Here is a 23197-nt window from a genome sequence, read left to right as displayed (position 1 = left end):
TCATGACCGCCAACGAACCCGTCATCACCACCGTCCTGGACCGGCACAACGTTCCTGCCCGGTTCGGACAGGATCCCGAGCTGCGCGCCATTGCTTATAGCCTGCACCGCCTCGATAACCCGGTCGAAGGGCCGGAAGCCCGCTTCTACGCGGCTTCGTCCCTCCTGCCAGGGGATACCCCCGAGGCGGAGGAATACCTCGTGGGCAACCGGGCAATGCTCAGGGAGATCCACGCAGACCAGCTGTCCCAACGCCTCGGAAGCCTCGAAGATGCCGAAGAAAAAGATCATGGCGGCTCATGACTAAGCCGACGTCGCACATCACCCCGTACTTCACGCAAGACCAGGCTGACCAGGTACGCGCAGCGTTCCAAGCCGTCGGCACGGTGGAGGGTTACGCCTCGCTCTCTGATTTGGTGGTGGCCGCGACGATGCGGGAATTAAAGCGGCTGCAGCGCAAACACAACGGCGGCCGCAAGTGGGCCGGCGTGCCTGCCGGGTCGATGCGTCCGGGCCGGCGAACCCGCGCCGAAACCGCCGCCAGTGAGGACCGAGCGTGAACACCCGCCGCAAACGTCGCCGGCACGTCGGAACGCTTGCAGCCGCAGCGGCGGCCGTCGCCTCGTTGCTGACGGGCTGCAATCCGTACAACAACGAACTCTCACCATCAAGGCCGAGGAAGTGCCCACGGCGGTTCGATGCGAACCGACCGGCACGGCGCTCAAGCCTTCGGCTCTTACCCACGATGTCGGCGGCCCGTACCTGGTGGAGAGCGTGGTGGACGGTGACACCATCCGGATCAGCTGCAACGGGACCTCCACCCGAGTCCGCCTGGTGGGCGTGAACACCCCCGAGACCGTGAAAGAGGATTCCCCGGTGGAGTGCGGGGGTCTCGAAGCATCGGACTTCCTGCATTCGCAGCTCGACGGCGGCCAGGTGTTCCTGTCCGCGGATCCGGCCCAGGGAGAACGGGACAAGTACGACCGCCTGCTGGCCTACGCCTGGACCGCTGACGGTGCCCTCGTCAACCAGTCCATCGTGGAACTCGGCCATGGTGAGGCCACCGGTTACGGCAAGGACTACGCCATGAGCCGCACCTTTGAAACGGCCGCGGATAAAGCCAGGGCCAAAGCGCTGGGCTTGTGGGCCTGCCCGCCACCACTCGCACACGACCGTTAGGACCGGACCATGTTCATCTTTATCTTCCTCGCAGCTTTCGCGGCTGTGGCCCTGGCGGGCTGGATCATCTACGCGCTCACCCACCCGGTCCAAGCCGGCCAAGGCATCCTGATCTTCCTCTGCAAAGCCGCCGGCGTGATCGCCCTGCTCTCCGCGCTTGGTTTCTGGATCGGCCAGGGCTTCACCCAAGCCATTCCCGGCTTCCTGTTCATGGCCGGCTTCTTCTTTGCAGCCAACAAGCTCGAGCTGCGCTGGCGCAGTTGGTGAGTGCCCGATGAGTCCCGCCCCGGCAGAACGGTTCTGGGCCAAGGTCAGCAAAGGCCCGCGCCCGGGTGATTGCTGGCTCTACACAGCGGCCGTCTCTGACGATGGGTATGGCCGCTTTACCTTGAACGCTGATGGACGCACCCGGGCGGTACGCCCGCATCGCTTCGCGTTCCATCTGGTGCACGGGCTGCCGCTGGATTCCTTCGGGGATCTGATGCATTCATGCGATGTGCCGATCTGCGTCCGGGCCACGACCGGCGCGGACACGCATCTGGTTCCCGGAACGAACCGGGAGAACATGGCCGACCGTCTGGCCAAGGGCCGGGACTCCAACGGAACGATGTTCCGCTGGCGCGGGCTCTCCCGCACTCTCTTCGCTGACCGGTCCCGCCTGCTGCGCGATGAAGTCCGAGCCCACGGCTGGGACCGTGAGGAAAGGATCCGGGCACTGCTCACCGGGGCGGACCCGGACGCCCCCACACTCTTCTAGGACGCGGCACCCAAGACGCAGATGGTCCCCGGAAGTAGGAACTGCCGGGGACCATCATTGCGTGCGGTGGTGCTTAGGCCGCCTGAGCCGTCGAGGGCGTTTCCTCGTCCTGGGCAGCCGCGGCGTCAGCGGGGGTGGCCTCGCTTTGCTCGGCCGCGTCGAGGTCGAGCAGTTTCTTCAGTTCGGCGCCGGAGACGCCCAGGCGGGAGGCAACGGCTGACTTCGGTTCGCCGGCGGCGACCATCGCGGCCACCGTGCCGGCGGCGCTGCACGTGGCCGCCGCGGCGTCTTCTTCGGCCTTGGCAATGATCGCGTCCGCCTTCGCCTGCGCATCGGCGCGGACCTGATCGGCCTGTTCCTGCTGTTCGAAGAATTCGGCGGCGAGGTCGATGAGTTTTTCGTGGCGGGCGGTGAGCTCCTGGGCTTTCGCCCGTGCCTTCTCGCGTGCGGCCAACTGCTGTGCGGACTTCCGTGGTGCTGCCATGTTCGTGGGTCCCTCCCCTTGGGCTTTCCATGGAACAGACCTAACGGCTAGCGCCGTGACTCGCCCATGGCCGGCGTGGCCGCCGGATCCGTCCTCGCTCTCGCTCGGGCTGATACACAGCGGTTCGTCCACTCGTGGACAAACCTACAGGAACGGACCTCGCTCTCGCTCGGGGCTGGCCGGGGATCGTTTCCCCACACCTGGACGGCTCCGAGAGAAGACCTGTCTCTGACCTGCCCACCTGTGGACAACCCCGATCCGTCGCGGTTCCACACAATCGAACGCACGGTGGATAACGAAAAGCATGTTACCCACCGCCCATTCTCATGTGCAGAACCGCATCAAAGACTTGATGGCCACAACAGAGCGCGATTGCCTTCTGATTTTCTCCCCTGTCGAAAGGCAACCACACGCTGAATCTGTCACACCTCATGCATCATCGACGAGTGAGGTCCCTTGGCGGGTAGGCTGGGGCGATGATGACCGTGCACAGGCTCAGTGCCGGCGACGGATACACGTACTACACCCGTGAAGTCGCCAGTGGTGATGAGCTGCGCACGAAGGACCGTGAACTGGGGGATTACTACACCGTGGACGGCAACCCGCCCGGCCTTTGGGGCGGCGGCGGTGCCGCACTCCTGAACGTCACCGGCGAGGTCTCAGAGACGCAGATGGCTGCCCTGTTCGGTGAAGGCCTGCACCCGGACGCGGCTGCCAAGCTGGCAGCGGACCCGTCCGAGAAGGTCGCCCTGGGCCAGCGATACCGCAAGCCAACGCAGAAAGACAACGAGCTCAAGGCACGGATCAACACCACCACCGGCGATTACCAGCGCATGAACCACCGTGAGCCTGACGCGGATGCGAGGCGTCTGATCCGGACCAAAGAAGGCGCCCAATACTTCCGCGAACTCAACGGCCGCAACCCCGGCGACAAGGAAGAACTGGGCAGGTTCATCACCGCCCAGACCAAACCAGGCTCCCAGACCGTCGCAGGCTATGACCTGGTATTCGCACCGGCCAAGTCCGTATCCCTGTTGTGGGCTGTCGGCGGCGAAGACGCCCGCAAGCAGATCGAAGCCGCCCACCACGAAGCCATCGAAGAGACGATGGCCTTCCTCGAAAAGGAAGCCACGTTCACCCGGCGCGGCCGCAACGGCGTCCGGCAGGAAGACGTCGAAGGCGGACTCGTCTACACGACCTTCCGGCACTATGACTCCCGCAGCGGGGATCCGCAGCTGCACGATCACGTCGTGGTGTCGAACAAGGTCATGGGCGCTGACGGGAAGTGGTCCAGCCTCGACGGACGCCTGCTGTACCAGTTCAACGTCGCCGCATCCGAGCACTACAACCGGACCGTCATGGAGAAGGTCTGCACCCGCCTGGGCGTCGGAGTGACGACACGCAAAGTCTCCGGGGACCGGCCCGTGATCGAGATCGCCGGGGTGAACCTCGCCGCCATCGAAGCCGGGTCCTCCCGCTCAGGTGACATCAAACCGGTCCTGGATCAGCTGGTGCAGCAGTTCACCGCGGACCACGGCTACGCCCCCAACACCAAGGCGATGATCGCCCTCGCCCAGCGGGCCACCCTCGACACGAGACCGGAGAAGAAGGCCGCCCGCAGACTCTCTGACCTCGTGACGGAGTGGACCGATGAGTTCGCCCAGGTCCCCGGCATGGCCGTCGGCCCTGCAGCCGTGGCCAAGGCCCGGGCGCACCGGCACGACGCCCGCGACGCCGCCGAACGCGAGGGCAAACCGCTGGTGACCCACGCTGACGAGGTGGACCCGGCCACCGAAGCCGCCGGTGTCATCAGCACCCTGGAGCGCAGCCGCGGCGTGTGGGGAGAACACCACATCGACGCCGAAACCCGCCGCCGGCTGGGGTCAAAGTTCGGTGAACTGCCCATCCCCAAAGACCTCATCGAACAGGTCAAGGCCCGCGCCATCGACCAGTTCTCACTCCGCATCACCGCCACCAACCCCGCATCGGACATTGGCGCCCTGCGGCTGCGGAACGGTGCCAGCCGGTACGGGAAAGTCCACTCCACCCTCTACACCTCCTCCGGTGTTCTGCACAGTGAAGACCGGTTGCTGACCGCCGCCCAGCGCACCGTCATACCCGCCGCGACTCGGGACGCTTTTGAGATTGCCCTGGCCACGCAGGACAAAGAATTTGATGCCGGGCAGCTGCGCATGGCCGGCGAGTTCGCCTGCAGTGACAAGCTCCTGGTGGTCGGTGTCGGCCCCGCGGGTGCCGGTAAGACCACTGCCTTGAAGCTCGCTGCCGACACGGTGAGGGAGGCCGGCGGCAAGGTCATCGGCCTCGCCCCCACGGCTGCCGCAGCAGCAGTCATGGGCAAGCAACTGGGAGCCAATGCAACCACCATTGACTCCTTTGTGCTCGGCCACAAGACACAGAACCCCAATAGGGTGGCCCTGGCACCGGGGGACGTGATCTTCCTCGACGAGGCCGGCATGGTCGGCACCGAGTTGTTCGCCGCCGTCGTCACCGTCGCTGAACAGCACGGCGCTGTGGTCCGCGCGCTGGGGGACGATAATCAGCTCTCGGCCGTCGGTTCCGGTGGCGCGCTGCGGTACTTGAAGAACACCGTCGGTGCCGTGCACCTGGAGGACCTGCACCGGTTCCGGAACGCCGACGGCACCCCCAACCATGCAGAGGCCGCCGCCACCTTGGCGCTGCGCGAACCTCCCGCCGTTGGTGAGGATGACCCGTGGGCCTTCTACCGGGAGAACCGCCGCGTGGTCGGCGGGGATACCGAAACGATGACCTCCCACGTGTATACGGCTTGGGAGAAGGACACCGCCGCCGGTAAGCATTCGGTGATGATGGCCTTCGATAACGCCACGGTCACCGAGCTCAACGCCCGTGCCCAGGCATACCGGCTGGGTACCGGCGCCCTGGCCGACGGGCCGGCCGCAACGCTGCGGGACGGGCTCGCCGCCCGCGCGGGAGATGTCATCGTGACCCGGCAGAACAACCGCCGGCTCTCCCTGAACCGCGGCAAGGACTTCGTGAAGAACAACGACGTCTGGACCGTGACCGGGATCCACGCTGATGGGTCCCTGACCGCCAGGCACCAGGGGCACGCCGGAACGATCACCCTCCCCAAGGAGTACGTGCGGGAGCACACGATGCTCGGCTACGCCGCGACCATCCACCGCACCCAGGGCCTCACGTGCGATACAACCCACGCCCTCATCGGCTCCGGCCTCTCCCGCTCCCTGGCCTACGTCGCCGCGTCCCGTGGACGGGAGTTCAACCACCTCTACGGCGTGGTCCAGGACGGCGAAACCCTGGCCGACGTGCTCCGGAGCGTGGCGGGGAATCACGACGGGAACCTCACCGCCCACGAACAGATCGACGCCGCCCGCGCCGCCGCCCGGGCACTGCCGGACATGGTCAGCATCTACAAAGACATTGACGACCAGGCCAACGAACTGCGGATGGCCAACACCGCCCGCAACACCTTGGGCGAAGGCGCTGCGGAGCCGTTCATCGCCTCCGACGCGTGGGGGGCGATCGCCACCCACCTGCGCAAGGCCGAGAACGAGGGCTTCAACATCGCCAACCTCCTCACCGACGCCGCCCGGGATCCGTTCGAGGAATCCCAGGACCCAGGGGCCGTCCTGGCCTGGCGCGTGGAGGACAAACTGGACTACTGGCGCACCCTCGCCGAAGCCCCCGTCCGCCGGCCCCTGGAAGCAGTCAGCGACGATGCATTGACACGTCTCCAGCGCCGGGCCACGGGTGAGCTGATGCGCGCCCAGGCCAACACAGCCCAGAACCCGGCCACCCCGGCACCGGACAGGCGGGACCCGGCCCGGAACTGGCTGGCCGAGACCAAGGAAACCCCGTGGCAGTCCCGGCTCCACGGCCACATCAGCGACGATGACCTGGATTCACGGATCACCCGGGCCAACGAACAGCTCCGCACCGACGACACGATCAACGATCCCGCCAAGGCGGCGAAAGCCCGCTGGCTCACCGGATCGCTGCAAAAGGAGAAAGCGTTGCGGGAGCTGATGCCTGAGCCCGTGCGGGCGGATGAAGCCTACGAACGCGGCGCGGTCACCAACTACACCCGCGACAAGAACGCTCCCCGGGTCCGTGCCGCCGAGCAGATTTTCCGCCGGATCGAGGCCGAGCAGATGCTCCGCCGCCGCCTCCCCGAACCCGTGCCCACCGCCCCCGCCCAGGACGGGCTGCCGGCATGGATGGCCCCGGCTGACGTCATCACCCACCAGGACACCCCGGTCCTGTGGCGCAAAGAACTCGCAGAACGCCGCGAGGTCATGGCCCTAGAGGTTAACCGCCTCGGATCCCAGCTGGCCGCCGAACCCCCGGCCTGGGCACAAGCCCTCGGACCGGTCCCCTCCGACACCGCCAGGCAGCAGCAATGGCGGGACCTGGCCGTGGAGGTCAAAACCTTCCGCGACACCTACCGGATCCCCGACACGGAAACGGCCGTCCTGCCCGCCGAATACACCGGCAAGGGGACCGGTGCCGAGCTGGCCGTACGCGTCACCGCCATGCACAAATACTCCGCCCAGACCAAGAAGGAACCACTCTCGGCCGACGACGCGAAACTCATGGCCGAAGCCGCCGAGGTCCAGGCCACCGTGGCCACCGAACCGACGCCCGCAGAACGCGTCGTCGACGTCCTGCGTGAGGAACGCTCCCAGGACGTCTCCCTGACCCCCGGGCAGGAACGCGCCGAACACGTCGCCGGTACCGCGCGGAAGGTCCGCGAGAACCTGGACGGCCGCCCGGGTGCACCGGCGCCGGAACAGACCCCGGAAGCCGTCACCGAAGCACTGAAAGACATTGCCGCACGCCGGGCAGAGGAGCGCTCCACCGGCGAGACTGCCGGCGCGGACGCCAGGACGTCATGGGCCGAACGGCTGGCCGCGGCACAACACCAGCCGCCCGCCGCCGGCAGCGGCTTCGCCGAGAAGCTGGCCAACATCCGCAAGGCCCAGGAAGACCAGGCCGCGGAAGAAGCCAAACGGAAGGCAGCCCGCCGCGGACCCGCCGCCGGCCCGGACCAGGGACGCCGCGGCCCCACCCTGTAGGGCGCAGACCCGTTCGACGGCACCGGCCTGCGGTCGGCCCGGAATAACTGACCCCGAGGGAGGATGACATGACGCGAGGGCACGAAGAGGCAGATCGTCAGCAGGACGCAGACCGGGGGAGCGATCAGGACGTCATAGCAGAGGCCCTGCGGCTGCTGGCCGAACTGGACAACACGCCCCTGACCCACATGACCCCGCTGTTCTACCAACACGGATTCGAAGAGTTACGGATGATCACCGGCGACCTGCTCCGGGTCCTCGGACACGACCCGGGCGAGTAGCCAGCACCTGATTCGTAGAGCCCACCCTGCAATAGTCCAAAGTACTTTGGACCATTACAGCCCTGACGGGTCAGCACGTACGTTGCGACGAACTGGCGTAGTAAATTCCCCGAGTCCCTCTACCTTCCGATGAGGGCGCTGTCGGCCGGCGGGCGGACGGCCTGCGGGTCTGCATCGATGCTGTAGATCGTTTCGAAGCGGTCGGTCAGCCTGGAAATGTCTTCAAGGGTGATGTTAATGAACGCTGACCGCTTCTTCAGGTGCAGGACGAGTTCAGTCTGCGGCCACAGCAACTGATCAACGTACGTGTTAAACGACCGGCCGCTGGCTCTGGTGTAATCCGCCAGCGCCTTCTGGTCGGTGATCCGCCGACCGTAGGTGAGCTCGATGTCGACGTCCCCCAAGGGGTCAATCTCCGGGTTGAGATAGCTTCCGAAGACCCTGAGCGTATTGATAAACACTGGATTTCCCGGGTCCGCGTTGTAGTCCCGCGCACGTTCCAGTAACCCGGTAACGAGCCGGTCTGCTGTTTTTCTGCTGATCGGCTTTCCGAAACTTGCCATCGCCAAGGCAATGCCCTGGATGGTCGTGTCCCACCACACGTCCCCGTCGTTATCGACCCGGACCTTCTCCAGATACCCGGCAGCTTCCAAGCCCGCAACGACTGCCCCGAGTTCGAATCCCGTGCCGTCCAGCAGGTCGGCGGCGACTTCGGCGACCCCTTCCCGGCCCCGGAACTTGCGGGCAATGGCCCGGGCCAACCCGGCCGGCAGCCCAGCGATGGAATCCGTTTTTGAAACCCTCATGACCAAAGTTTAGGCATTCCCAGGGCGACCCTGTCCCGGGGCTCTCCAGTCCCATTGACATGGGAACAACGGTGCATTGGTGTACGTTGCAGTCTCGTCAGAAGAACCGCGCAGAAACGTCAGAAATGAGAATCACCCAAAGTGGCAACCGATTACGACGAAGTCCGTTCCGATGTCAAGGAATCACAGGACCGTTCCCTGGAGGCATTGCAGTCTGCGAATGCCCCGGATGCCCGCAGCGTCGTCACCGAACTCGACGAAGCCGACGCCCTCGATGAGGGCCTGACTCCTGGTGGAGAGATCGTCGCCGAGGAACTCATAGTTCAGGTCATTCCTCAGGCCGCGGACGAGTTCACCTGCTACTCCTGTTTCCTCGTCCGGCACCGGTCCCAACTCGCACGCGAAGCCAACGGCCACTCATACTGCATCGAGTGCGAAGGCTAACCGCTCTATCGAGTCCTGCATTGTCCAGACAGTGTCTGGACAATTGAGAACGTCGGCGACGGTGCCCCCACGCAGGTGCACCGAGGGTCGGCGCCGGGCGGACCGGACGCACGGCCTCGGGCGCAGCAACCAACCTGATACCGTGAGATTCACAAGGTTCACAGGATTCATGGATATTCACAGGAGCGCTCATGGAAAACCCGTTTCGCCCGACAGCAGGGGCGACTCCGCCCGACCTGGTCGGCCGTGGGGGAGTGCTGGACGAGTTCGCATACGGCCTACGTCTCGGTTCGGGCGCCCCAGGTCTCTTAACCATCTTCACGGGAGCCCGGGGTATCGGCAAGACCGTCATGCTGGGCGCCGCCGAAGACCTCGCCATAGCAAGCGGCTGGGCGGTAATCTCCGAGACAGCTACCGGAGGATTCCTGGGCCGCATTGGCGAAGCAATGCGACGGCTGACCAATGAACTGGGCGACGGACCCACCGGCCGGCGGGTCACCGCGCTGTCAGTTGCCGGCTTCGCCGTCACGACCCAGCTCGCTCCTGAAGAACAGGTTGACTGGCGTGTCCGTGGTGCGCAGCTTCTCCGGCTGCTGGCACAGCGCGGCACCGGCCTGGTCATCACCGTTAACGAGATCCATGCCGCTGATCGCAGGGAATTGTCCCAACTCGCGGCCGACGTGCAGCACTTCATCCGAGACGGGCTGCCCATCGGACTCATCTTTGCCGGATTGCCGGCCGCAGTCTCCGACCTGCTAAATGAAGGGGTCGCCACGTTCTTGCGCAGAGCAGACCGGATCGACCTCCACGCAGCCTCGATCGCTGAAGTCGAACGCTCCTTCACCGAAACATTTGAAGGGGCAGGTAAGACTCTCAGCCCCGAACTGGCCAGAAGCGCAGCCGAAGGCACCGGCGGCTACCCTTTTCTGATCCAACTGGTCGGCTACTACCTCTGGCAGGAAGCAGAGAGCGGCCTTGGAATCCTGGATGCCGCAGCAGTGGACCGGGCAGTCGCGGCCGCCCGCCGCCGAAACGAACGCGTGGTCATCGAAGCTGCACTCTCAACAACATCCGGCAGAGACCGCGACTTCCTCCAGGCCATGGCCGAAGACTCGGCTCCTTCGTCCACCACAGACATCGGCAAAAGGACCGGAATGCGTCCCAACGCTGTGGGAAACTACCGAACCCGACTCCTGGACGCCGGGCTCATAGAACCTGCAGGCCACGGACTTGTGGACTTCGCAATCCCAGGACTACGTGAGTACCTGACATCGCGCCCTGCACAGCAGTAGAAGCCCCGCTTGTCCGGCCACTAGTGGCCGGGGTGCTTCATAACAACTGGTTCAACGAGGCCGCCGGCGCGGTCAAAAATGAGCCACGCACCTACCATTTACAGGGAACTCCAAGGTTCACATACGCATAATGTACCGAAGCTCCGGTCAACCGCTATTTGACTGGAGCTTCGCCAATGTGACGGTTTCCGGGTCCCACCGAGGCCGCATAGGCAGGCGCCCAAAGCTCAAGGATACGGCCCTCGTTGCCGGCGGCCCAAGTCTTCTGTCAGATTTGAATCTGAGACTGTCTACTCAGGGATATGCAGGAACCCTTGTAGGACCCTATTCTGACGATGTTTGAACCGGCTGCCTGACGTCCAGTTGGGGTGTGCCCTATATGGATGAACTGCCCGGCCGGGGGCTAGAGTTCGGACTCAACGAGTCCGGCTACATAAGTGGCCGTATTCCAAAAATCTTGAGCAGGCCGGTCTGCATCCGTGTTCAGAGCCACGACCAGGTCACCATCCGGAATACTCCAGGGAAGCGTAGGTCAGGCCAAGTAGGGAAATAACCCCAAGGAGGCCTATGGACCACCCTTCGAGAAGTTGGCGGCGCTTCTGGTCCCGGTGCATATAGCGGTTCCTTTCGATCCGAGTTTGCGTGCATTTTTCGTTTCTGTCCACTGGAACTTCCTGTGCCTTCCGCTTTTTGTTCTCCAACTGACCGCTGCCTGAAAAAATCTCCTGGCCTTCATGCATTTGCTGGGAGGTGGACTATGAGTTGGGGGACGCTGATACCGTTTTGTGGGCTAGCTCGTTTCTATGTGCGTCTTTCATGATTGGCACGACGCTTGTTCATGGCAATAGGCCGAGCCAGAGGGGTACACGGAGTGAATCGGCGGAACCCGTCCAGCTCAACAAAAGCCTCCGCTGACAGTTGGGCTAGCTGATCTATTTTTTGTACCTGCTTCGGCGCATCCGAGTTCCAAGAAGCGGGGATTACTGTCCGGCGCGGGTCCCGTAGTTGTGGCCACCGCTCCAGCCAGGGGCTAGTTAGCGAGGTTGAGTTGAGAATCGGGGCTAGGCCCGACTGGCTGTCGGCCTCCTGCGCGCTGTGCTGCTGCTCCTGCGAAGACGACGAGAAGGAGGCCCAGAAGTTGCGGGATCGACGGATACTGGCGCAGTACGAGGGCGCCCAGCATCAGGCCAATGGCAGGGTCTAGTGCCGCGAGTGTCCCGAAGGCCGTGTGTGTCATCCGGCGCAGGGCTAACATCTCACAGATGAAAGGCAGTACGGGCACCAGAACGGCCAGGCCAGCGGCAATGGCTATGATCTCCCAGGTGATGTGCCCGAGGGCCTGTTGCAGTCCGAAAGGCGCCACGACTGCGGCAGCGATCGGGACTGTCAGGGAGAGGGCGCCGATTCCGCTGAAGCGATCGCCGACCAGTTGGGTCAGCATAATGTAGACAGCCCATCCCACACCGCAAAGGGCAGCAAGTCCCACGCCAACCATGTCGACGTTTCCCGTCCAAGGTTCGGTAAGCAGGAGAACGCCCGCCAGTGCAATTGCAGGCAGGATCAACGAGCGGGCGCCCCGCCCCCGGACTGCGACAACGCTGAGGGGGCCGAGAAATCCAACCGCAACCGCTGTCCCCAGCGGGATTCGTTCCAGAGCAGCGAGGAATGTCACCGACATGAACCCCGTCGCGATTCCCAAGCCAAGCAGTGCCGGGGCGTCACGGAAGCGTAGGGATCTCAAAGGGGGACGCCCCACCACGAGCAGAATAAGAGCACCCATGCTAAGTCGTAGCCATGCGGTTCCCACTGGCCCGAGAGTGGCAATCAGACCTGTAGACAGGGCGGAACCAAACTGAAACAAGAACATCGCGGTGACACACAAAGCCCACGGCGGGATCGGAACGTTTGTAGGTTTAGTCATAAGGAGTTCCCTACGGATCGGACAGCCCCTCCATGCACGCGACCTCGAAGCGACCACAGCAGCACTGGTTTTCGGAATGTGCCAGGCCTTTGCATTCTCACCATCCGGAAGACTGCAACGAAGCATAGGTGGTTTCCATTGGGGCGATAACGCCGAGGATCCCTACCAACCACCCATTGATAGTCTGCTTTCGTTTCAGGTCTTGGCACATGTAGCGGGTTCTGCCGACGTTGCTTTCGATCCATTCCTGACTGTTGTCCATTCGGGTTTCCTTTCATGGCCTTCTTTGGCGCGGACGTTCATCACTGCAGTGCTGCAATTGTGAGTGACACCGCACGATTCCGATCCATCAATTCCAGGTGCTGGCAAAGTCCTGTATAGAGTCCGCAATCATTTGCACAGCGATGGCGGATAACAGTAGGCCGGCGATGCGGGTCACCAGCTCGACGCCGTCTTCGCCGAGGAACTTCTGAACAGATGATGCAAAGCGCATCGCCAGGTACAGCGTCACAAAGGTCAACAGCACCCCGCTCACGACGGCGGTAACGCGAGCAGGGCTGTTGGCTTGCTGGGTGAACACCATGACAGCGACGATGGCTCCCGGACCAGCCATTAGGGGAGTTCCAAGTGGCACAAACGCTACGTTCTTGTATCGGCTTGCACTGTCCTGCCCATCTCCCATTCCGGTCAGTAGCTGCAGTGCTATGAGGATAAGAAGCAGCCCGCCGGCGCCCTGCAAGGCGGCAAGGCTTATGTGCATGTAGGTGAGGATGTTTTGGCCAAACACGGCGAAAACTGATATGACGCCAGCGGCTACGACCAGGGCCTGTAATGCCGAGCGGTTTCGGTCTTTAACTGTCATGTCTGCGGTTAAGGATATGAACAAGGGGACGGTTCCAGGAGGATCCATGATGACGAACAAGGTAACCAGGACGGAGATGAACAGTGGCCCGTCAATCCATTCCATCGTCTCCCTCCGTTGTTGGCGTTCGTCCTTCACGGGGGCGCTTCCTCACCGAAAGCCATGCCAGTTCGCGGGCGACCGCTTCTATGGCTTCCGCGCGAGTTACGTCCCTGGCCTTGGGGGCATTGCGGCGCCTGGGCTCTTGGGCTGCTGTCCTGGTTGCTCCCGTAGGGCGCTCTCGGGTCAGTTCCCCGCTACCTTCGGAGGAGATCGGGTCGTAAAAGATGACGTCTGTGCTCCGGCGGGTGGCTACGTCAGCCGGAAGTTGCGGCACCTCAACTGGAGTGACCGGCGGCTGTGGGACAGCGCTTGGGAACATCGCGCCCACGAGGATCCCCCTGCCTTCTTGCGGGCAAAGTTGCGCCGGTCCAGTGGTGGATATGGGGTAAGAACGGTCCTTGGCGGCGTACTGGGGTCTTTGTTTGGTGAGGGGGCCCATGCGTTCCTTCCTAAGCTTCAAGCTTGTTTGCTGCCATGTTTCGGCGCCCGACATCGGGTCAGTGGGCGCTCCCATTAATCATTTTGAGAGTGTGCCCCTGCGAGTTCTTCTGCAGCTACCAAGCGATAGCCTTTGGGTAACCAGACGCAGGTACCCTCATCGGCGTAAACTGCGATGCGTCCGCGGCCTCCGTCAAGCCATACCCAGAAGACGGAGGCGTCTTTGGTTCGAACATCGACTTCGCCCGCGAGGATTGACTCGCCATCCCTCTGGACCATGACGTAGTGGCCTTCTTCCAGTTGTCCCCATTCGCTGCGCGGGAGCTCGCTGCCCTTGTCATAGGAACCGGGGGCAAGGAGCCCGCGCGTCTCCGGCTGTGTCATGTCAGGTCCTACCAGCCGCGTTGGGCGAGGCGGTGCGGCTGGGGGATTTCGTCGACGTTGATGCCGACCATGGCTTCGCCGAGGCCGCGGGAGGCCTTGGCGATGACGTCGGGGTCATCGAAGAACGTGGTGGCCTTGACCACGGCAGCAGCACGCTGGGCCGGGTTGCCGGACTTGAAGATGCCGGAACCGACGAACACGCCGTCAGCGCCGAGCTGCATCATCATCGCGGCGTCGGCCGGAGTAGCAATGCCGCCAGCGGTGAAGAGCACCACGGGGAGCTTGCCGGCGGCGGCAACTTCCTTGACCAGTTCGTACGGGGCCTGCAGTTCCTTGGCCGCGACGTAGAGCTCGTCCTCGGGCAGTGCGGCAAGCTTGGCGATCTCGGCGCGGATCTGGCGCATGTGCCCGGTCGCGTTGGAGACATCTCCGGTGCCGGCCTCGCCCTTCGAACGGATCATGGCCGCGCCTTCGTTGATGCGGCGCAGGGCCTCACCAAGGTTGGTGGCGCCACAGACGAAGGGAACCTTGAAGTTCCACTTGTCGATGTGGTGGACGTAGTCGGCCGGGGTCAGGACCTCGGACTCGTCAATGTAGTCCACGCCCAACGACTGCAGGACCTGGGCCTCCACGAAGTGGCCGATCCGGGCCTTGGCCATGACCGGCACTGAGACGGCGGCGATGATCGCCTCGATCATGTCCGGATCGGACATGCGGGACACGCCGCCCTGGGCACGGATATCGGCCGGAACGCGTTCCAGCGCCATCACTGCAACGGCACCGGCATCTTCGGCGATGCGGGCCTGTTCAACATTGACGACGTCCATGATGACGCCGCCCTTGAGCATCTCAGCCATGCCACGCTTAACGCGGCTGCTGCCCTTCACTGCATATTCATCAAAGGTATGGGTCATTTGGAGGTTCCTTTTGGGTCAGGGCAGTAAAAACTGGCCCGAATTAGGCTTTCCGCCTTTGCGCCGTAGATCGTCTCTTCAACCCGAGAATCTCGCTTTGTAGAGCGCGTAGCGGACCATATCAGAGTACGACTTCATTCAGAGTAGCTCCAAACTATGGCGTCTGAATAGGTTCGACCCTAAACTTATGGCACGCATGAAAGCCTCCGGCCCAACCAAGCAACAGACTTGCTTACTCATGGGACTAGCCTCTGTTAGCAGCGCTTACCCGTTGCTACCTTGGTGTCATACCCACCACGAAAGGAACTGGCATGTCGATTACGACGAGCGAATTGGCCAAAGTCGAGGACTTGAAGGTCCTCCCGGCCTGGAGCGCCCTCAAGGCGGCTGTCATTGAATTGCAGAAGGTTCAGGTACAGGACGGTTCGGTCCCTGACACCGCCAATCATGACCACGCGCGCTCCAACATCAAGACCATCGTTACTTCGATCCATGAGCTGCGGCGGCACCTGCCTCACGACACGGAATACCTCGAGTTGCTGGTGCGGGACTTCGGTCGGTGGGAGTCTGAAAATTTCGGTGTCCCGGACTTTTTGGACTCGCTGGTAGCTTTTCACCCTGAGCACTCGCGTATCGATGGCTTGCCGCACCTGGTTGTTTTCCCCATGTATACGCAGAATGGCAGCACCAACCGCTACTTCGAAGCTGTTCTCATCGAGGTTATTTGGCCCGAGTTCGTATCGGACCTCGAGGCAGGCCACTATTCCAACAAGCTGTTCGTGCCCATCAGCTTCGTGGACTTCACCCCTGGTTACGACACCAACTCCGCCGTACTGTTCCCTGAGAGCGTCGCAGTAAGGAGCACTCCCACGTTCACCTGGGGAGGGATCTTCGCGGACCGCGAAGCAGCCCGATTCCGCCGGGTCCTGAAAGCCGCTGCCGACATTACGTCCCTGGAGCTCCCGGCGGATGCCGCGGAACTGATCGAGGACCAGCACCTTACGGAAAAAACCTTCGTGATGTGGGACCTAATTCATGACCGGACCCACATGCGCGGCGACCTTCCCTTTGACCCGTTCATGATCAAACAGCGCATGCCGTACTTCCTGTACTCCCTTGAGGAGCTGCGCTGCGACCTGACCGCCTTCCGCGAATCAGTCATCATCGAAAAGGACGAGAACGCCTCCGAGGATGCACGCAAGCACGCCAAGCTGGTCCAGTACGCCGTAATCTTCGACCGCATCTTCCGCTTCGCCATCACAGGTAACCGCGTACGCAACTACGACGCCGTGGGCGGCCAGCTGCTCTTCGCCTGGATGCACCAGCACCGGGTCCTGCACTGGACTGATGGCAAGCTCAGCATCGACTGGAAGGATGTCGCCGGCGTCGTCGTCGAACTGGGAATCCGGATCGAGGAACTCTACTGGCGTTCCATCGACCGGCCAAAGACCGCACACTGGCTTGCAGCCTACGAACTCGTCTCGGAAACCCTCACCCCTAACCCCTCATCGGTGTGGGCAAAGGGCCCCGACGCTCTGCCTTTGGACGGGCCGCCCAAGGGCCTGACTGATCAGGTCCACGATGACGAATTCCCCCTGTCCATGTTCTACGAAGCACTGGAGAAGAAGATGCGCCCCGTCATCGAATCCACCGCCGGTGTCACGGGCAAGAGCCCGGTCAACACTACGAGCAAGGCCATCGCGTGAACGGGGCCCTCTCGGGGAGGACCATCGTGGTCGCCGGCTCAACAAGCGCAGCCGGCGCCGCGGTGGTCCGCACCCTCTCCGAGGCAGGAGCGCGCGTAGCCGCTGTGGACATTCTTGAGGACCGCGTCCACGATCTGGCCGCCGCGTACGACAACGTCACAGGATACGTCTGCAACCTCGCCAACCAGCAAGCCGTTCATGACCTGGCACAGTCGGTACGGGCCAACCTCGGTCCCGTCGATGGTCTCATCCACCTCGTGGGCGGCTGGCGAGGTGGCGGCGGCATTCCAGGACAGAGTGATGCAGACTGGGACTTCCTCCACACCAGCGTCCTCACCACACTTCGAAACACCACCCGGGCCTTCTACGATGACCTGGCGGTCTCCGCGTCCGGCCGGCTGGTCATCGTGTCGGCCGAAGCGGCTTCTAAGCCGACTGCTGATGGCGCTGCGTATGCGGCAGTGAAATCTGCCTCCGAAGCCTGGACTCTTGCAGTAGCCGATGGATTCCGCCAGATGCAGGTGGGCGCAGGCAATTCCCTCAGCACTCAGCATTCGGCAGCGCTTGTCCTCGTGGTCAAGGCCTTGGTAGATGACCGGATGCGGGCAGCCCAACCCGAACGAAAGTTCCCGGGCTTTATTGACGTATCTGATCTTGCCGAGGCAGTGGAGCGGATTTTTGAGCTGGAAGCAGGAGAAATCAACGGTCAACGGCTATCTCTTAGTTCCGGCAGGTTGGTGACTACGCCGGTATGAGCGTCAATCTCGAATCCAACTCAAGCTCCTCAGTAGTGGCGGGACGCCTCCACGATCCCGAATACCGCGGTTTCGCCTCGGATAATTACGCAGGCGCTCACTTTGAGATCCTCTCCGCTGTGCAGGCGGCCAATGAAGGGCACGTCACTGCCTACGGGGAGGACGTCTACACAGGGCGGCTTCAACAGGTCATCCAGGGCCACTTTGGCGCCACCGCCACCGCGTATCCGGTATTCAATGGAACTGGGGCGAACGTCCTTGCCCTCCAAGCCCTGCTCCCGCGCTGGGGAGCCGTCATCTGCGCTTCAACCGCACACATCAACACCGATGAAAACGGCGCCCCGGAGCGGATCGCAGGCATAAAGCTTCTGCCTGTCCCAACCCCAGACGGCAAACTCACGCCGGAACTGATCGACGCCGAAGCATGGGGATGGGGAGATGAACACCGGGCACAGCCACTGGTCGTATCGATCACCCAGACCACCGAGCTTGGCACCTGCTACACCCCGGGAGAAATTCGGCAGATCGCGGAACACGTCCACGCCAAGGGAATGAAACTTCACATGGACGGAGCGCGGGTGGCCAATGCGGCAGCCCACCTCAAACTGCCTTTGCGGGCATTCACCACCGATGTCGGTGTGGATGTCCTGTCCTTCGGGGGGACCAAGAACGGGCTGCTGTTCGGTGAAGCGGTGGTCTGGCTCGATTCACAAACTGACCCCGGCATGAACTACCTGCGCAAGATGAATATGCAGCTGGCCTCCAAGATGCGGTTCGTCTCGGCACAGCTGATTGCCTTGCTGTCAGGGGACCTGTGGCTTCGGTCAGCCGGCCACGCCAATGACATGGCCCAACACCTAAGGACCGGCGTCTCAGCCATTGACGGCATCTCGATAACGCAGGACACCCAGTCCAACGGCGTCTTTGCCATCCTTCCTCCCGGCGCGGCGGAGAAAGTCCGTGAGTCCTTTCGTTTTTATGACTGGGACCTGGCACGCGGTGAAGTTCGGTGGATGTGCTCCTGGGACACCACCCAAACTGACGTCGAATCCCTCGTGGCAGCCGTCAAAGCAGCAGCAATGGCTTCTGCACGGGGGTCGATCCAAGCCGAACACGCTTCAGGCGCAAGCAGGGGACCTTCGTCTGAGTAGTCCAGGTCCGCCAGCCGCTGAGATGGCGTGCATTCCAGATGCGCACCGCTGCAGTCCTACGCACCTTGGCCAGCCAACCATGTACTCCGCATCAGCTATCAATTCCTTTTTCTTCCTCCGAAAGGCTGATTTTCCAATGACCGATGCCTCCACTGCACTGCAAGCTGCGACGGCCGAACCCCCGAAGGGCGGCTCCCGACATTGCGTTACGGTCCACTTCACCCAGATGCTCGAAGGTAAGCAACTGCTTTCGGACGGAGTTCCCTTCTGGAAGGGCCATGGAACAGGCAATGACTTCGTCCTCATCCCGGACCCTCAAGGCGTACTCCAGATTGATGCGCCCTCGACCGCCCGGGTTTGCGACCGTCACACGGGCGTCGGCGCGGACGGTCTCATCCGCGCCGTCCGTTCAGAGAACATTCCAGAGGGACGCACACTATTGCGGGGTACGCCTGAAGCTGAGTGGTTCATGGACTACAGGAATGCGGACGGCAGTATTGCTGAGATGTGCGGCAACGGCGTTCGCGCGTTCGTCCACTTCCTTGTTTCTGTGGGGCTGATCCGGCTGGGCGAAGGATCAAAATTGGCTGTCGGGACACGCGCGGGTGTCAAATGGGTGGAGCGTAGCCGGGGTGGTTATGAAGTCGATATGGGCCCGTGGCGCCTGTCATTCCCCGAGCAGGTAGCGGGAATTGGATCAGATGCTAAGGTCTCGATCAAGGGGCAGCCGTCAAATGCAGCCATCTCCATCGACATGGGTAATCCACACACTGTTGTCATCCTCCCGGCCACGACTCCACTCGAAATGCTTGACTTGGGGTCAGCGCCACGGGTTGAACCCAACCCCGCCGCCGGGACAAATGTGGAATTCGCGACGTTTACCCAGCTGCCCGAAGCCGGGGCTCCGGCCTCAGTTGATATGAGGGTTTTTGAACGTTCTGTCGGCGAGACACAAGCATGCGGGACAGGCGCTTGCGCAGTCGCGGCAGCTGTTCGTCATTCTGAGGAACTCTATGACGTAAAGACTTGGCTGGTCACGATGCCCGGTGGACCCGTCAGAGTGTCCTTCAGCAACGTCGCACAGTCTGAGGGCGGCACGAAAGAACACGTCCTTTTGCGTGGACCCGCCCGAATTGTTGCGAGGGGAACCTTCAGCCATGAAATGTGGGAAGACGACTGGCTCACCACGATGAAGTAGCGCCGTTGCGTAGGCCTGCTGGGCTTGTAGGCCTGACGTCCACCTACGAGGGCCGCTCCTCGAGCAAACAAACGACTGATATCTGCGTTTACGCAATGCGGTAAGAGGTTCTCGCGTAAGAAGTTATGTGGCACTGCTCTCAGCCCGACTAGGATCCATCCACGTCAAATAAGCCGAGGCCGTCACAGTTGTTGCCGCTGCAGGGGCGCTACCGTCATGTCCTTGAGCTCAAGTCCTCCCTTGTAGTCCCAATGCGGGACAACTTCGTCCGCCAGCGACCCGTATCTGCTGAATCGCGCCCGGGACCTGCTTGAGGTGAGATCAACCACTCGCGCCGTCAGCGCTTCTACGACAGCCATGCTCGAAACATATGATTCGAAAGGCCTGGCTGATCCAACCGAAGCCGCCAACACCGCGCTTGCCGCATCGGCCAGTGGGGAAAGCCATTGGTCGGTGAAAAGTATGAGTTTCCCGCCGCGTTCTACTACTGTCCTACCCAGCTTCTCCGTCCGGGCCTCGTAGCGGCGGAAATCGAAGGCAACGGCGGTAGTGCGCCTGCCTGCATCACAGAGAGCCGCTACGCGTCGACTGGGGGAGTCGTCGATGAATTCAACCCCCGGCCGTAGTTCCTGGAGCATGGCGCCTAAATGTTGGGCAAGGGATGAGCTAAACCATCCACCAAAAATCAGGACCTTTTGGCGGTGGTCCGCCAATAAGTCGGCGGCAATGTTGAGGTCCACACTAGAGAGTTGGCTGAGGGTTTGGGAAAGCGCAGACGTGAGAACGCCAGATAGGTCCTGGACACCCCCACCCGTACCACCGGGCGCGGCCGGGAAGAGCTCGACAGGCTTGGTTACACGCGCGACCAGCTCAACCTTTACAGCCTCTTGAAAAGCCAAGTAAGTGCGAAAACCGAGATGGTTCACGAAACGTATCACCGTCGGCCCGCTCACGCCGGCTTGCCGGGCAAGCTTTGTTGACGTTTCGAGGCCAATCGTCGCTGGCCCCCCGAGGAGGATCCGGGCTATCTTGCGCTCCGAGACGGTCATGTCGGGGAGTCGCTGACGAATGTTCTCGAACACGGGCAGGTCTCTGATGATCAGACTACCTTCCAAGATTATTACCTTCTAACTGAATCCATTCCGCACCACGTATTAGTTTTGGGTTTGAATGATCCTATACAGCCCCGGGTTAAAGCTCAAGGCCTTTTGGATCAGCTTGGCGTCGTTTGCGGATAACAACAGCCCCTGCGAGTCACGAGCTCGACGCTGTCTTCAGCCCGAAAAACATGTATGGATGATAAAGCGCATCGGCATGTACAGCCTTACGAAGATGACCGGTCGGTTTTACCGTTGCTATGGCCCCTGGGCAACCAAACGCCGGTTCCCTCATCTGCATAAACCGCGATTCGTCCGCGACCTCCGTCAAGCCAGACCCAGAAGATCGACCCGTCAGAAGAAATGACATCGACTTCCCCTGCCAGGACCGATTCTCCATCCCGCTGGACAATGACGTAGTGACCTTCCTTCAGCTGCGGCCATCTGCGGGATGGAAGATACTCGCCTTTGTCATCGCGAAGGAGGGAGATGAGGCCGCCGGAATTAGGTGACACTGTTGCCTACCAACCATGCCGAGCGACATGAGACGTGGCCATTTCGCCCGCGTTGTTGAACCACTCAGCGGGGGCGCCGGGGTTTAGGGCCGGTGCCCACAAGGTGTTCATTGAGCGGAAGGGGTGGATAAGACCATCTGCGCCGACGCCTAGCTGACCGTTGCGCCCACCGCCTTTCAGGGGTTTGGTCGTCGGGCGTCGTTCGATTGGTTTCAGTGCCTTGAAGAGATCCGTCATTGGATAATCGGCCTTTGGGAGGAGACTGACGAGGTATCGGCTATGCCGGGAGCTGCTCAGTTCCACACATCGCGGCTGAACAGGTCGTCTTCCGTTTCGCCCCGGATGATGAGGCGGGCGTGGCCCCCTGAGACTGCGACAACGGGCGGCCGTGGAGTGTAGTTGTAGTTACTGGACAGAACCCAGCAATATGCCCCCGTGGCGGGTACAGCGAGGAGGTCTCCTGGTCGCAGATCTGCCGGGAGGTAAACATCGCGGACTACGATGTCGCCGCTTTCACAGTGGCGCCCGACTACGCGTGACAGTGCAGGTTCGGCCTCAGAGCTGCGCGAGGCGAGGCTCGCCGAGTAGTCAGCACCGTAGAGGACAGGGCGGGGGTTATCGCTCATCCCTCCGTCGACGGCAACGTACCGGCGTGGCAGTGTGCCAGACTCGTGTTCGACGTAGTTCGTTTTGAGAGTCCCTACCTCGTACAGAGTGAACGTGGAGGTTCCGACGATGGCGCGGCCAGGCTCAATGGATATCTTCGGAACGTCAATGCCAAGTTCGTCGCAGGAGCGGGCAACCACCTTTGCCATGGCGCGAGCCACCACTTTTGGCTCTTGCGGATGATCCGCTTCTGTGTAGGCAATGCCGTACCCGCCGCCGAGATCCAATTCTTTGAGAACGACGCCGTAAGTTGTGCGCATGTCGGCGATGAAAGCTAGCAGCCGCTGAGCGGCGAGGGCGAAGCCGTCGGGGGAGAAGATTTGCGACCCGATATGGCTGTGAACGCCCAAGAGCTGGATTCCGGTGTCCTGCAGGGCTTGTGCGACGGCTGTTTCTGCAGCCGACTTCTGTCCCTCGACAGAAGCCATGGAAAGGCCGAACTTCTGGTCCTCGTGGGCCGTGGCAATGAACTCATGGGTTTCAGCGTGGACGCCCGGAGTCAAACGTAGGAGAACCGGCGCCCTGGTGCCTCGGTCCCGGGCGAGCTCGCCGAGGCGATTGAGTTCCTGGAGGCTATCCACGATGATTCGCCCGACTCCCATGTCGAGCGCGCGTACCAATTCCGCATCAGACTTGTTGTTCCCATGGAGGCCCAGCTTGGAGCCGTCGACGCCGGCCCGTGCCGCAAGAGCCAGCTCGCCGCCTGAGCAGGTGTCCAACCGTAAACCTTCCTCGATGGCCCACTTGGCGACCTCGATGCAGAGGAATGACTTACCCGCATAGTAGACATCAACACCTCCGCACAGGGGTGCAAATGCATCATTGAACGCCGTGAGAAAAGTCCGCGCACGCGCCCTGAAGTCGTCTTCGGAAACGATGTAGGCGGGCGTTCCAAAATCCCGGGCGAGCTTGGTGACGCCGATTCCAGCAACGGAAAGTTCCCCCGATGCCGACCGCATAACTTCGCCAGCCCAGATCTTGGAGGGCAGCTCATTTAGGTCAGAGGGGACCGCTAGCCACGATGGGGCCAAGGGCGACTCGGCCCGCGTCAGCGCTTCTTCAATCGTCAAGTTATGCCTCGTTCTAGTCGCTCATCCAGCGGTCCGGATTCGAACGTCGGCAGGCGCGCTTCCCCAGCGGACTGTAAACGGGG

22 protein-coding genes are annotated in these 23197 nt (G+C 62.2%); 13 read left to right on the top strand and 9 right to left on the bottom strand.

Features of this window, described 5'->3' with window-relative positions; all coding sequences use genetic code 11:
- The first annotated feature begins 2 nt into the window (after positions 1-2).
- From ACZY1F_RS17745 to ACZY1F_RS17725, 5 genes are all read left to right on the top strand, one after another.
- Positions 3-302 carry a hypothetical protein gene (locus ACZY1F_RS17745; protein ID WP_463943498.1) on the top strand — a complete coding sequence of 100 codons (300 nt, stop codon included), beginning with the start codon at positions 3-5 and terminating at the stop codon, positions 300-302.
- Entirely contained in the window at positions 299-559 is a 261-nt protein-coding gene (locus tag ACZY1F_RS17740; RefSeq protein ID WP_463943496.1) for a ParB family protein, read from the top strand. The genes ACZY1F_RS17745 and ACZY1F_RS17740 overlap by 4 nt, the downstream gene beginning before the upstream one ends.
- Positions 560-680: 121 nt before the next feature.
- Complete coding sequence (locus tag ACZY1F_RS17735) at positions 681-1178, top strand: thermonuclease family protein (RefSeq protein WP_463943494.1); 498 nt, start codon at positions 681-683, stop codon at positions 1176-1178.
- Between the two features lie 9 nt (positions 1179-1187).
- A complete protein-coding gene (locus ACZY1F_RS17730) occupies positions 1188-1445 on the top strand; it encodes a chemotaxis protein (RefSeq protein WP_463943492.1) in 258 nt (85 codons plus the stop codon).
- 7 nt (positions 1446-1452) lie between these two features.
- Complete coding sequence (locus ACZY1F_RS17725) at positions 1453-1935, top strand: hypothetical protein (RefSeq protein WP_463943491.1); 483 nt, start codon at positions 1453-1455, stop codon at positions 1933-1935.
- A 73-nt stretch (positions 1936-2008) separates the two neighbouring features.
- On the opposite strand, the gene ACZY1F_RS17720 is transcribed toward ACZY1F_RS17725, so the two are convergent.
- Positions 2009-2419 carry a hypothetical protein gene (locus ACZY1F_RS17720; protein WP_463943489.1) on the bottom strand — a complete coding sequence of 137 codons (411 nt, stop codon included), beginning with the start codon at positions 2417-2419 and terminating at the stop codon, positions 2009-2011.
- Positions 2420-2895: 476 nt separating this feature from the next.
- Here ACZY1F_RS17720 and mobF point away from each other — a divergent pair, with 476 nt between their 5' ends.
- Positions 2896-7512 carry a MobF family relaxase gene (gene mobF / locus ACZY1F_RS17715; protein WP_463943487.1) on the top strand — a complete coding sequence of 1539 codons (4617 nt, stop codon included), beginning with the start codon at positions 2896-2898 and terminating at the stop codon, positions 7510-7512.
- Between the two features lie 68 nt (positions 7513-7580).
- The gene (locus ACZY1F_RS17710; RefSeq protein ID WP_131135530.1) at positions 7581-7793 is read left to right on the top strand and encodes a hypothetical protein; all 213 of its coding nucleotides are present in this window, start codon (positions 7581-7583) and stop codon (positions 7791-7793) included.
- Between the two features lie 119 nt (positions 7794-7912).
- On the opposite strand, the gene ACZY1F_RS17705 is transcribed toward ACZY1F_RS17710, so the two are convergent.
- A complete protein-coding gene (locus ACZY1F_RS17705; RefSeq protein ID WP_463943485.1) occupies positions 7913-8599 on the bottom strand; it encodes a hypothetical protein in 687 nt (228 codons plus the stop codon).
- Positions 8600-8740: 141 nt separating this feature from the next.
- Between ACZY1F_RS17705 and ACZY1F_RS17700 the strand changes: the two genes are divergently transcribed.
- Together ACZY1F_RS17700 and ACZY1F_RS17695 are read left to right on the top strand one after the other, a co-directional pair.
- Positions 8741-9043, top strand: a complete 303-nt coding sequence (locus ACZY1F_RS17700) for a DUF4193 domain-containing protein (protein ID WP_463943484.1) — start codon at positions 8741-8743, stop codon at positions 9041-9043.
- A gap of 191 nt (positions 9044-9234) precedes the next feature.
- Positions 9235-10335: an ATP-binding protein gene (locus ACZY1F_RS17695; RefSeq protein ID WP_463943482.1), complete on the top strand. Its 1101-nt coding sequence runs from the start codon at positions 9235-9237 to the stop codon at positions 10333-10335.
- 1030 nt (positions 10336-11365) lie between these two features.
- Here ACZY1F_RS17695 and ACZY1F_RS17690 read toward each other — a convergent pair.
- The 5 genes from ACZY1F_RS17690 to pdxS all read right to left on the bottom strand — a co-directional run bounded on the left by ACZY1F_RS17690 (position 11366) and on the right by pdxS (position 14956).
- The gene (locus tag ACZY1F_RS17690; RefSeq protein ID WP_463943480.1) at positions 11366-12115 is read right to left on the bottom strand and encodes an EamA family transporter; all 750 of its coding nucleotides are present in this window, start codon (positions 12113-12115) and stop codon (positions 11366-11368) included.
- A gap of 238 nt (positions 12116-12353) precedes the next feature.
- Entirely contained in the window at positions 12354-12518 is a 165-nt protein-coding gene (locus ACZY1F_RS17685) for a hypothetical protein (RefSeq protein WP_463943478.1), read from the bottom strand.
- Positions 12519-12605: 87 nt separating this feature from the next.
- A complete protein-coding gene (locus ACZY1F_RS17680) occupies positions 12606-13214 on the bottom strand; it encodes a MarC family protein (protein ID WP_463943642.1) in 609 nt (202 codons plus the stop codon).
- 519 nt (positions 13215-13733) lie between these two features.
- The gene (locus ACZY1F_RS17675) at positions 13734-14042 is read right to left on the bottom strand and encodes a hypothetical protein (RefSeq protein WP_463943476.1); all 309 of its coding nucleotides are present in this window, start codon (positions 14040-14042) and stop codon (positions 13734-13736) included.
- 8 nt (positions 14043-14050) lie between these two features.
- Positions 14051-14956, bottom strand: coding sequence for a pyridoxal 5'-phosphate synthase lyase subunit PdxS (gene pdxS, locus ACZY1F_RS17670; RefSeq protein WP_463943474.1), 906 nt, complete (start codon positions 14954-14956; stop codon positions 14051-14053).
- A 311-nt stretch (positions 14957-15267) separates the two neighbouring features.
- Between pdxS and ACZY1F_RS17665 the strand changes: the two genes are divergently transcribed.
- The 4 genes from ACZY1F_RS17665 to dapF all read left to right on the top strand — a co-directional run bounded on the left by ACZY1F_RS17665 (position 15268) and on the right by dapF (position 19766).
- Positions 15268-16662, top strand: coding sequence for a DUF6421 family protein (locus tag ACZY1F_RS17665; protein WP_463943472.1), 1395 nt, complete (start codon positions 15268-15270; stop codon positions 16660-16662).
- Positions 16659-17417, top strand: coding sequence for an SDR family oxidoreductase (locus ACZY1F_RS17660; protein WP_463943470.1), 759 nt, complete (start codon positions 16659-16661; stop codon positions 17415-17417). The genes ACZY1F_RS17665 and ACZY1F_RS17660 overlap by 4 nt, the downstream gene beginning before the upstream one ends.
- The gene (locus tag ACZY1F_RS17655; protein ID WP_463943468.1) at positions 17414-18568 is read left to right on the top strand and encodes a threonine aldolase family protein; all 1155 of its coding nucleotides are present in this window, start codon (positions 17414-17416) and stop codon (positions 18566-18568) included. The genes ACZY1F_RS17660 and ACZY1F_RS17655 overlap by 4 nt, the downstream gene beginning before the upstream one ends.
- A 136-nt stretch (positions 18569-18704) precedes the next feature.
- A complete protein-coding gene (gene dapF, locus ACZY1F_RS17650; protein ID WP_463943466.1) occupies positions 18705-19766 on the top strand; it encodes a diaminopimelate epimerase in 1062 nt (353 codons plus the stop codon).
- A gap of 182 nt (positions 19767-19948) precedes the next feature.
- Here dapF and ACZY1F_RS17645 read toward each other — a convergent pair whose 3' ends face one another.
- On the bottom strand, positions 19949-20881 hold the full coding sequence (locus tag ACZY1F_RS17645) for a MurR/RpiR family transcriptional regulator (RefSeq protein ID WP_463943464.1): 933 nt from the start codon (positions 20879-20881) through the stop codon (positions 19949-19951).
- 790 nt (positions 20882-21671) lie between these two features.
- Complete coding sequence (gene lysA, locus ACZY1F_RS17640; protein WP_463943462.1) at positions 21672-23114, bottom strand: diaminopimelate decarboxylase; 1443 nt, start codon at positions 23112-23114, stop codon at positions 21672-21674.
- Between the last annotated feature and the right edge of the window lie 83 nt (positions 23115-23197).

The sequence above is a fragment of the Pseudarthrobacter xylosi genome, from assembly GCF_055412765.1.
This window is presented reverse-complemented; position numbering and strand designations above follow the sequence as displayed.

What these genes read in the sequence shown, in the direction of transcription:
- ACZY1F_RS17745 (WP_463943498.1), top strand. Translation starts at nt 3, where the DNA reads ATGACCGCCAACGAACCCGTCATCACCACCGTCCTGGACCGGCACAAC.
- ACZY1F_RS17740 (WP_463943496.1), top strand. Translation starts at nt 299, where the DNA reads ATGACTAAGCCGACGTCGCACATCACCCCGTACTTCACGCAAGACCAG.
- ACZY1F_RS17730 (WP_463943492.1), top strand. Translation starts at nt 1,188, where the DNA reads ATGTTCATCTTTATCTTCCTCGCAGCTTTCGCGGCTGTGGCCCTGGCG.
- ACZY1F_RS17725 (WP_463943491.1), top strand. Translation starts at nt 1,453, where the DNA reads ATGAGTCCCGCCCCGGCAGAACGGTTCTGGGCCAAGGTCAGCAAAGGC.
- ACZY1F_RS17720 (WP_463943489.1), bottom strand. Translation starts at nt 2,419, where the DNA reads ATGGCAGCACCACGGAAGTCCGCACAGCAGTTGGCCGCACGCGAGAAG.
- mobF (WP_463943487.1), top strand. Translation starts at nt 2,896, where the DNA reads ATGATGACCGTGCACAGGCTCAGTGCCGGCGACGGATACACGTACTAC.
- ACZY1F_RS17710 (WP_131135530.1), top strand. Translation starts at nt 7,581, where the DNA reads ATGACGCGAGGGCACGAAGAGGCAGATCGTCAGCAGGACGCAGACCGG.
- ACZY1F_RS17705 (WP_463943485.1), bottom strand. Translation starts at nt 8,599, where the DNA reads ATGAGGGTTTCAAAAACGGATTCCATCGCTGGGCTGCCGGCCGGGTTG.
- ACZY1F_RS17695 (WP_463943482.1), top strand. Translation starts at nt 9,235, where the DNA reads ATGGAAAACCCGTTTCGCCCGACAGCAGGGGCGACTCCGCCCGACCTG.
- ACZY1F_RS17690 (WP_463943480.1), bottom strand. Translation starts at nt 12,115, where the DNA reads ATGGGTGCTCTTATTCTGCTCGTGGTGGGGCGTCCCCCTTTGAGATCC.
- ACZY1F_RS17685 (WP_463943478.1), bottom strand. Translation starts at nt 12,518, where the DNA reads ATGGACAACAGTCAGGAATGGATCGAAAGCAACGTCGGCAGAACCCGC.
- ACZY1F_RS17675 (WP_463943476.1), bottom strand. Translation starts at nt 14,042, where the DNA reads ATGACACAGCCGGAGACGCGCGGGCTCCTTGCCCCCGGTTCCTATGAC.
- pdxS (WP_463943474.1), bottom strand. Translation starts at nt 14,956, where the DNA reads ATGACCCATACCTTTGATGAATATGCAGTGAAGGGCAGCAGCCGCGTT.
- ACZY1F_RS17665 (WP_463943472.1), top strand. Translation starts at nt 15,268, where the DNA reads ATGTCGATTACGACGAGCGAATTGGCCAAAGTCGAGGACTTGAAGGTC.
- ACZY1F_RS17655 (WP_463943468.1), top strand. Translation starts at nt 17,414, where the DNA reads ATGAGCGTCAATCTCGAATCCAACTCAAGCTCCTCAGTAGTGGCGGGA.
- dapF (WP_463943466.1), top strand. Translation starts at nt 18,705, where the DNA reads ATGACCGATGCCTCCACTGCACTGCAAGCTGCGACGGCCGAACCCCCG.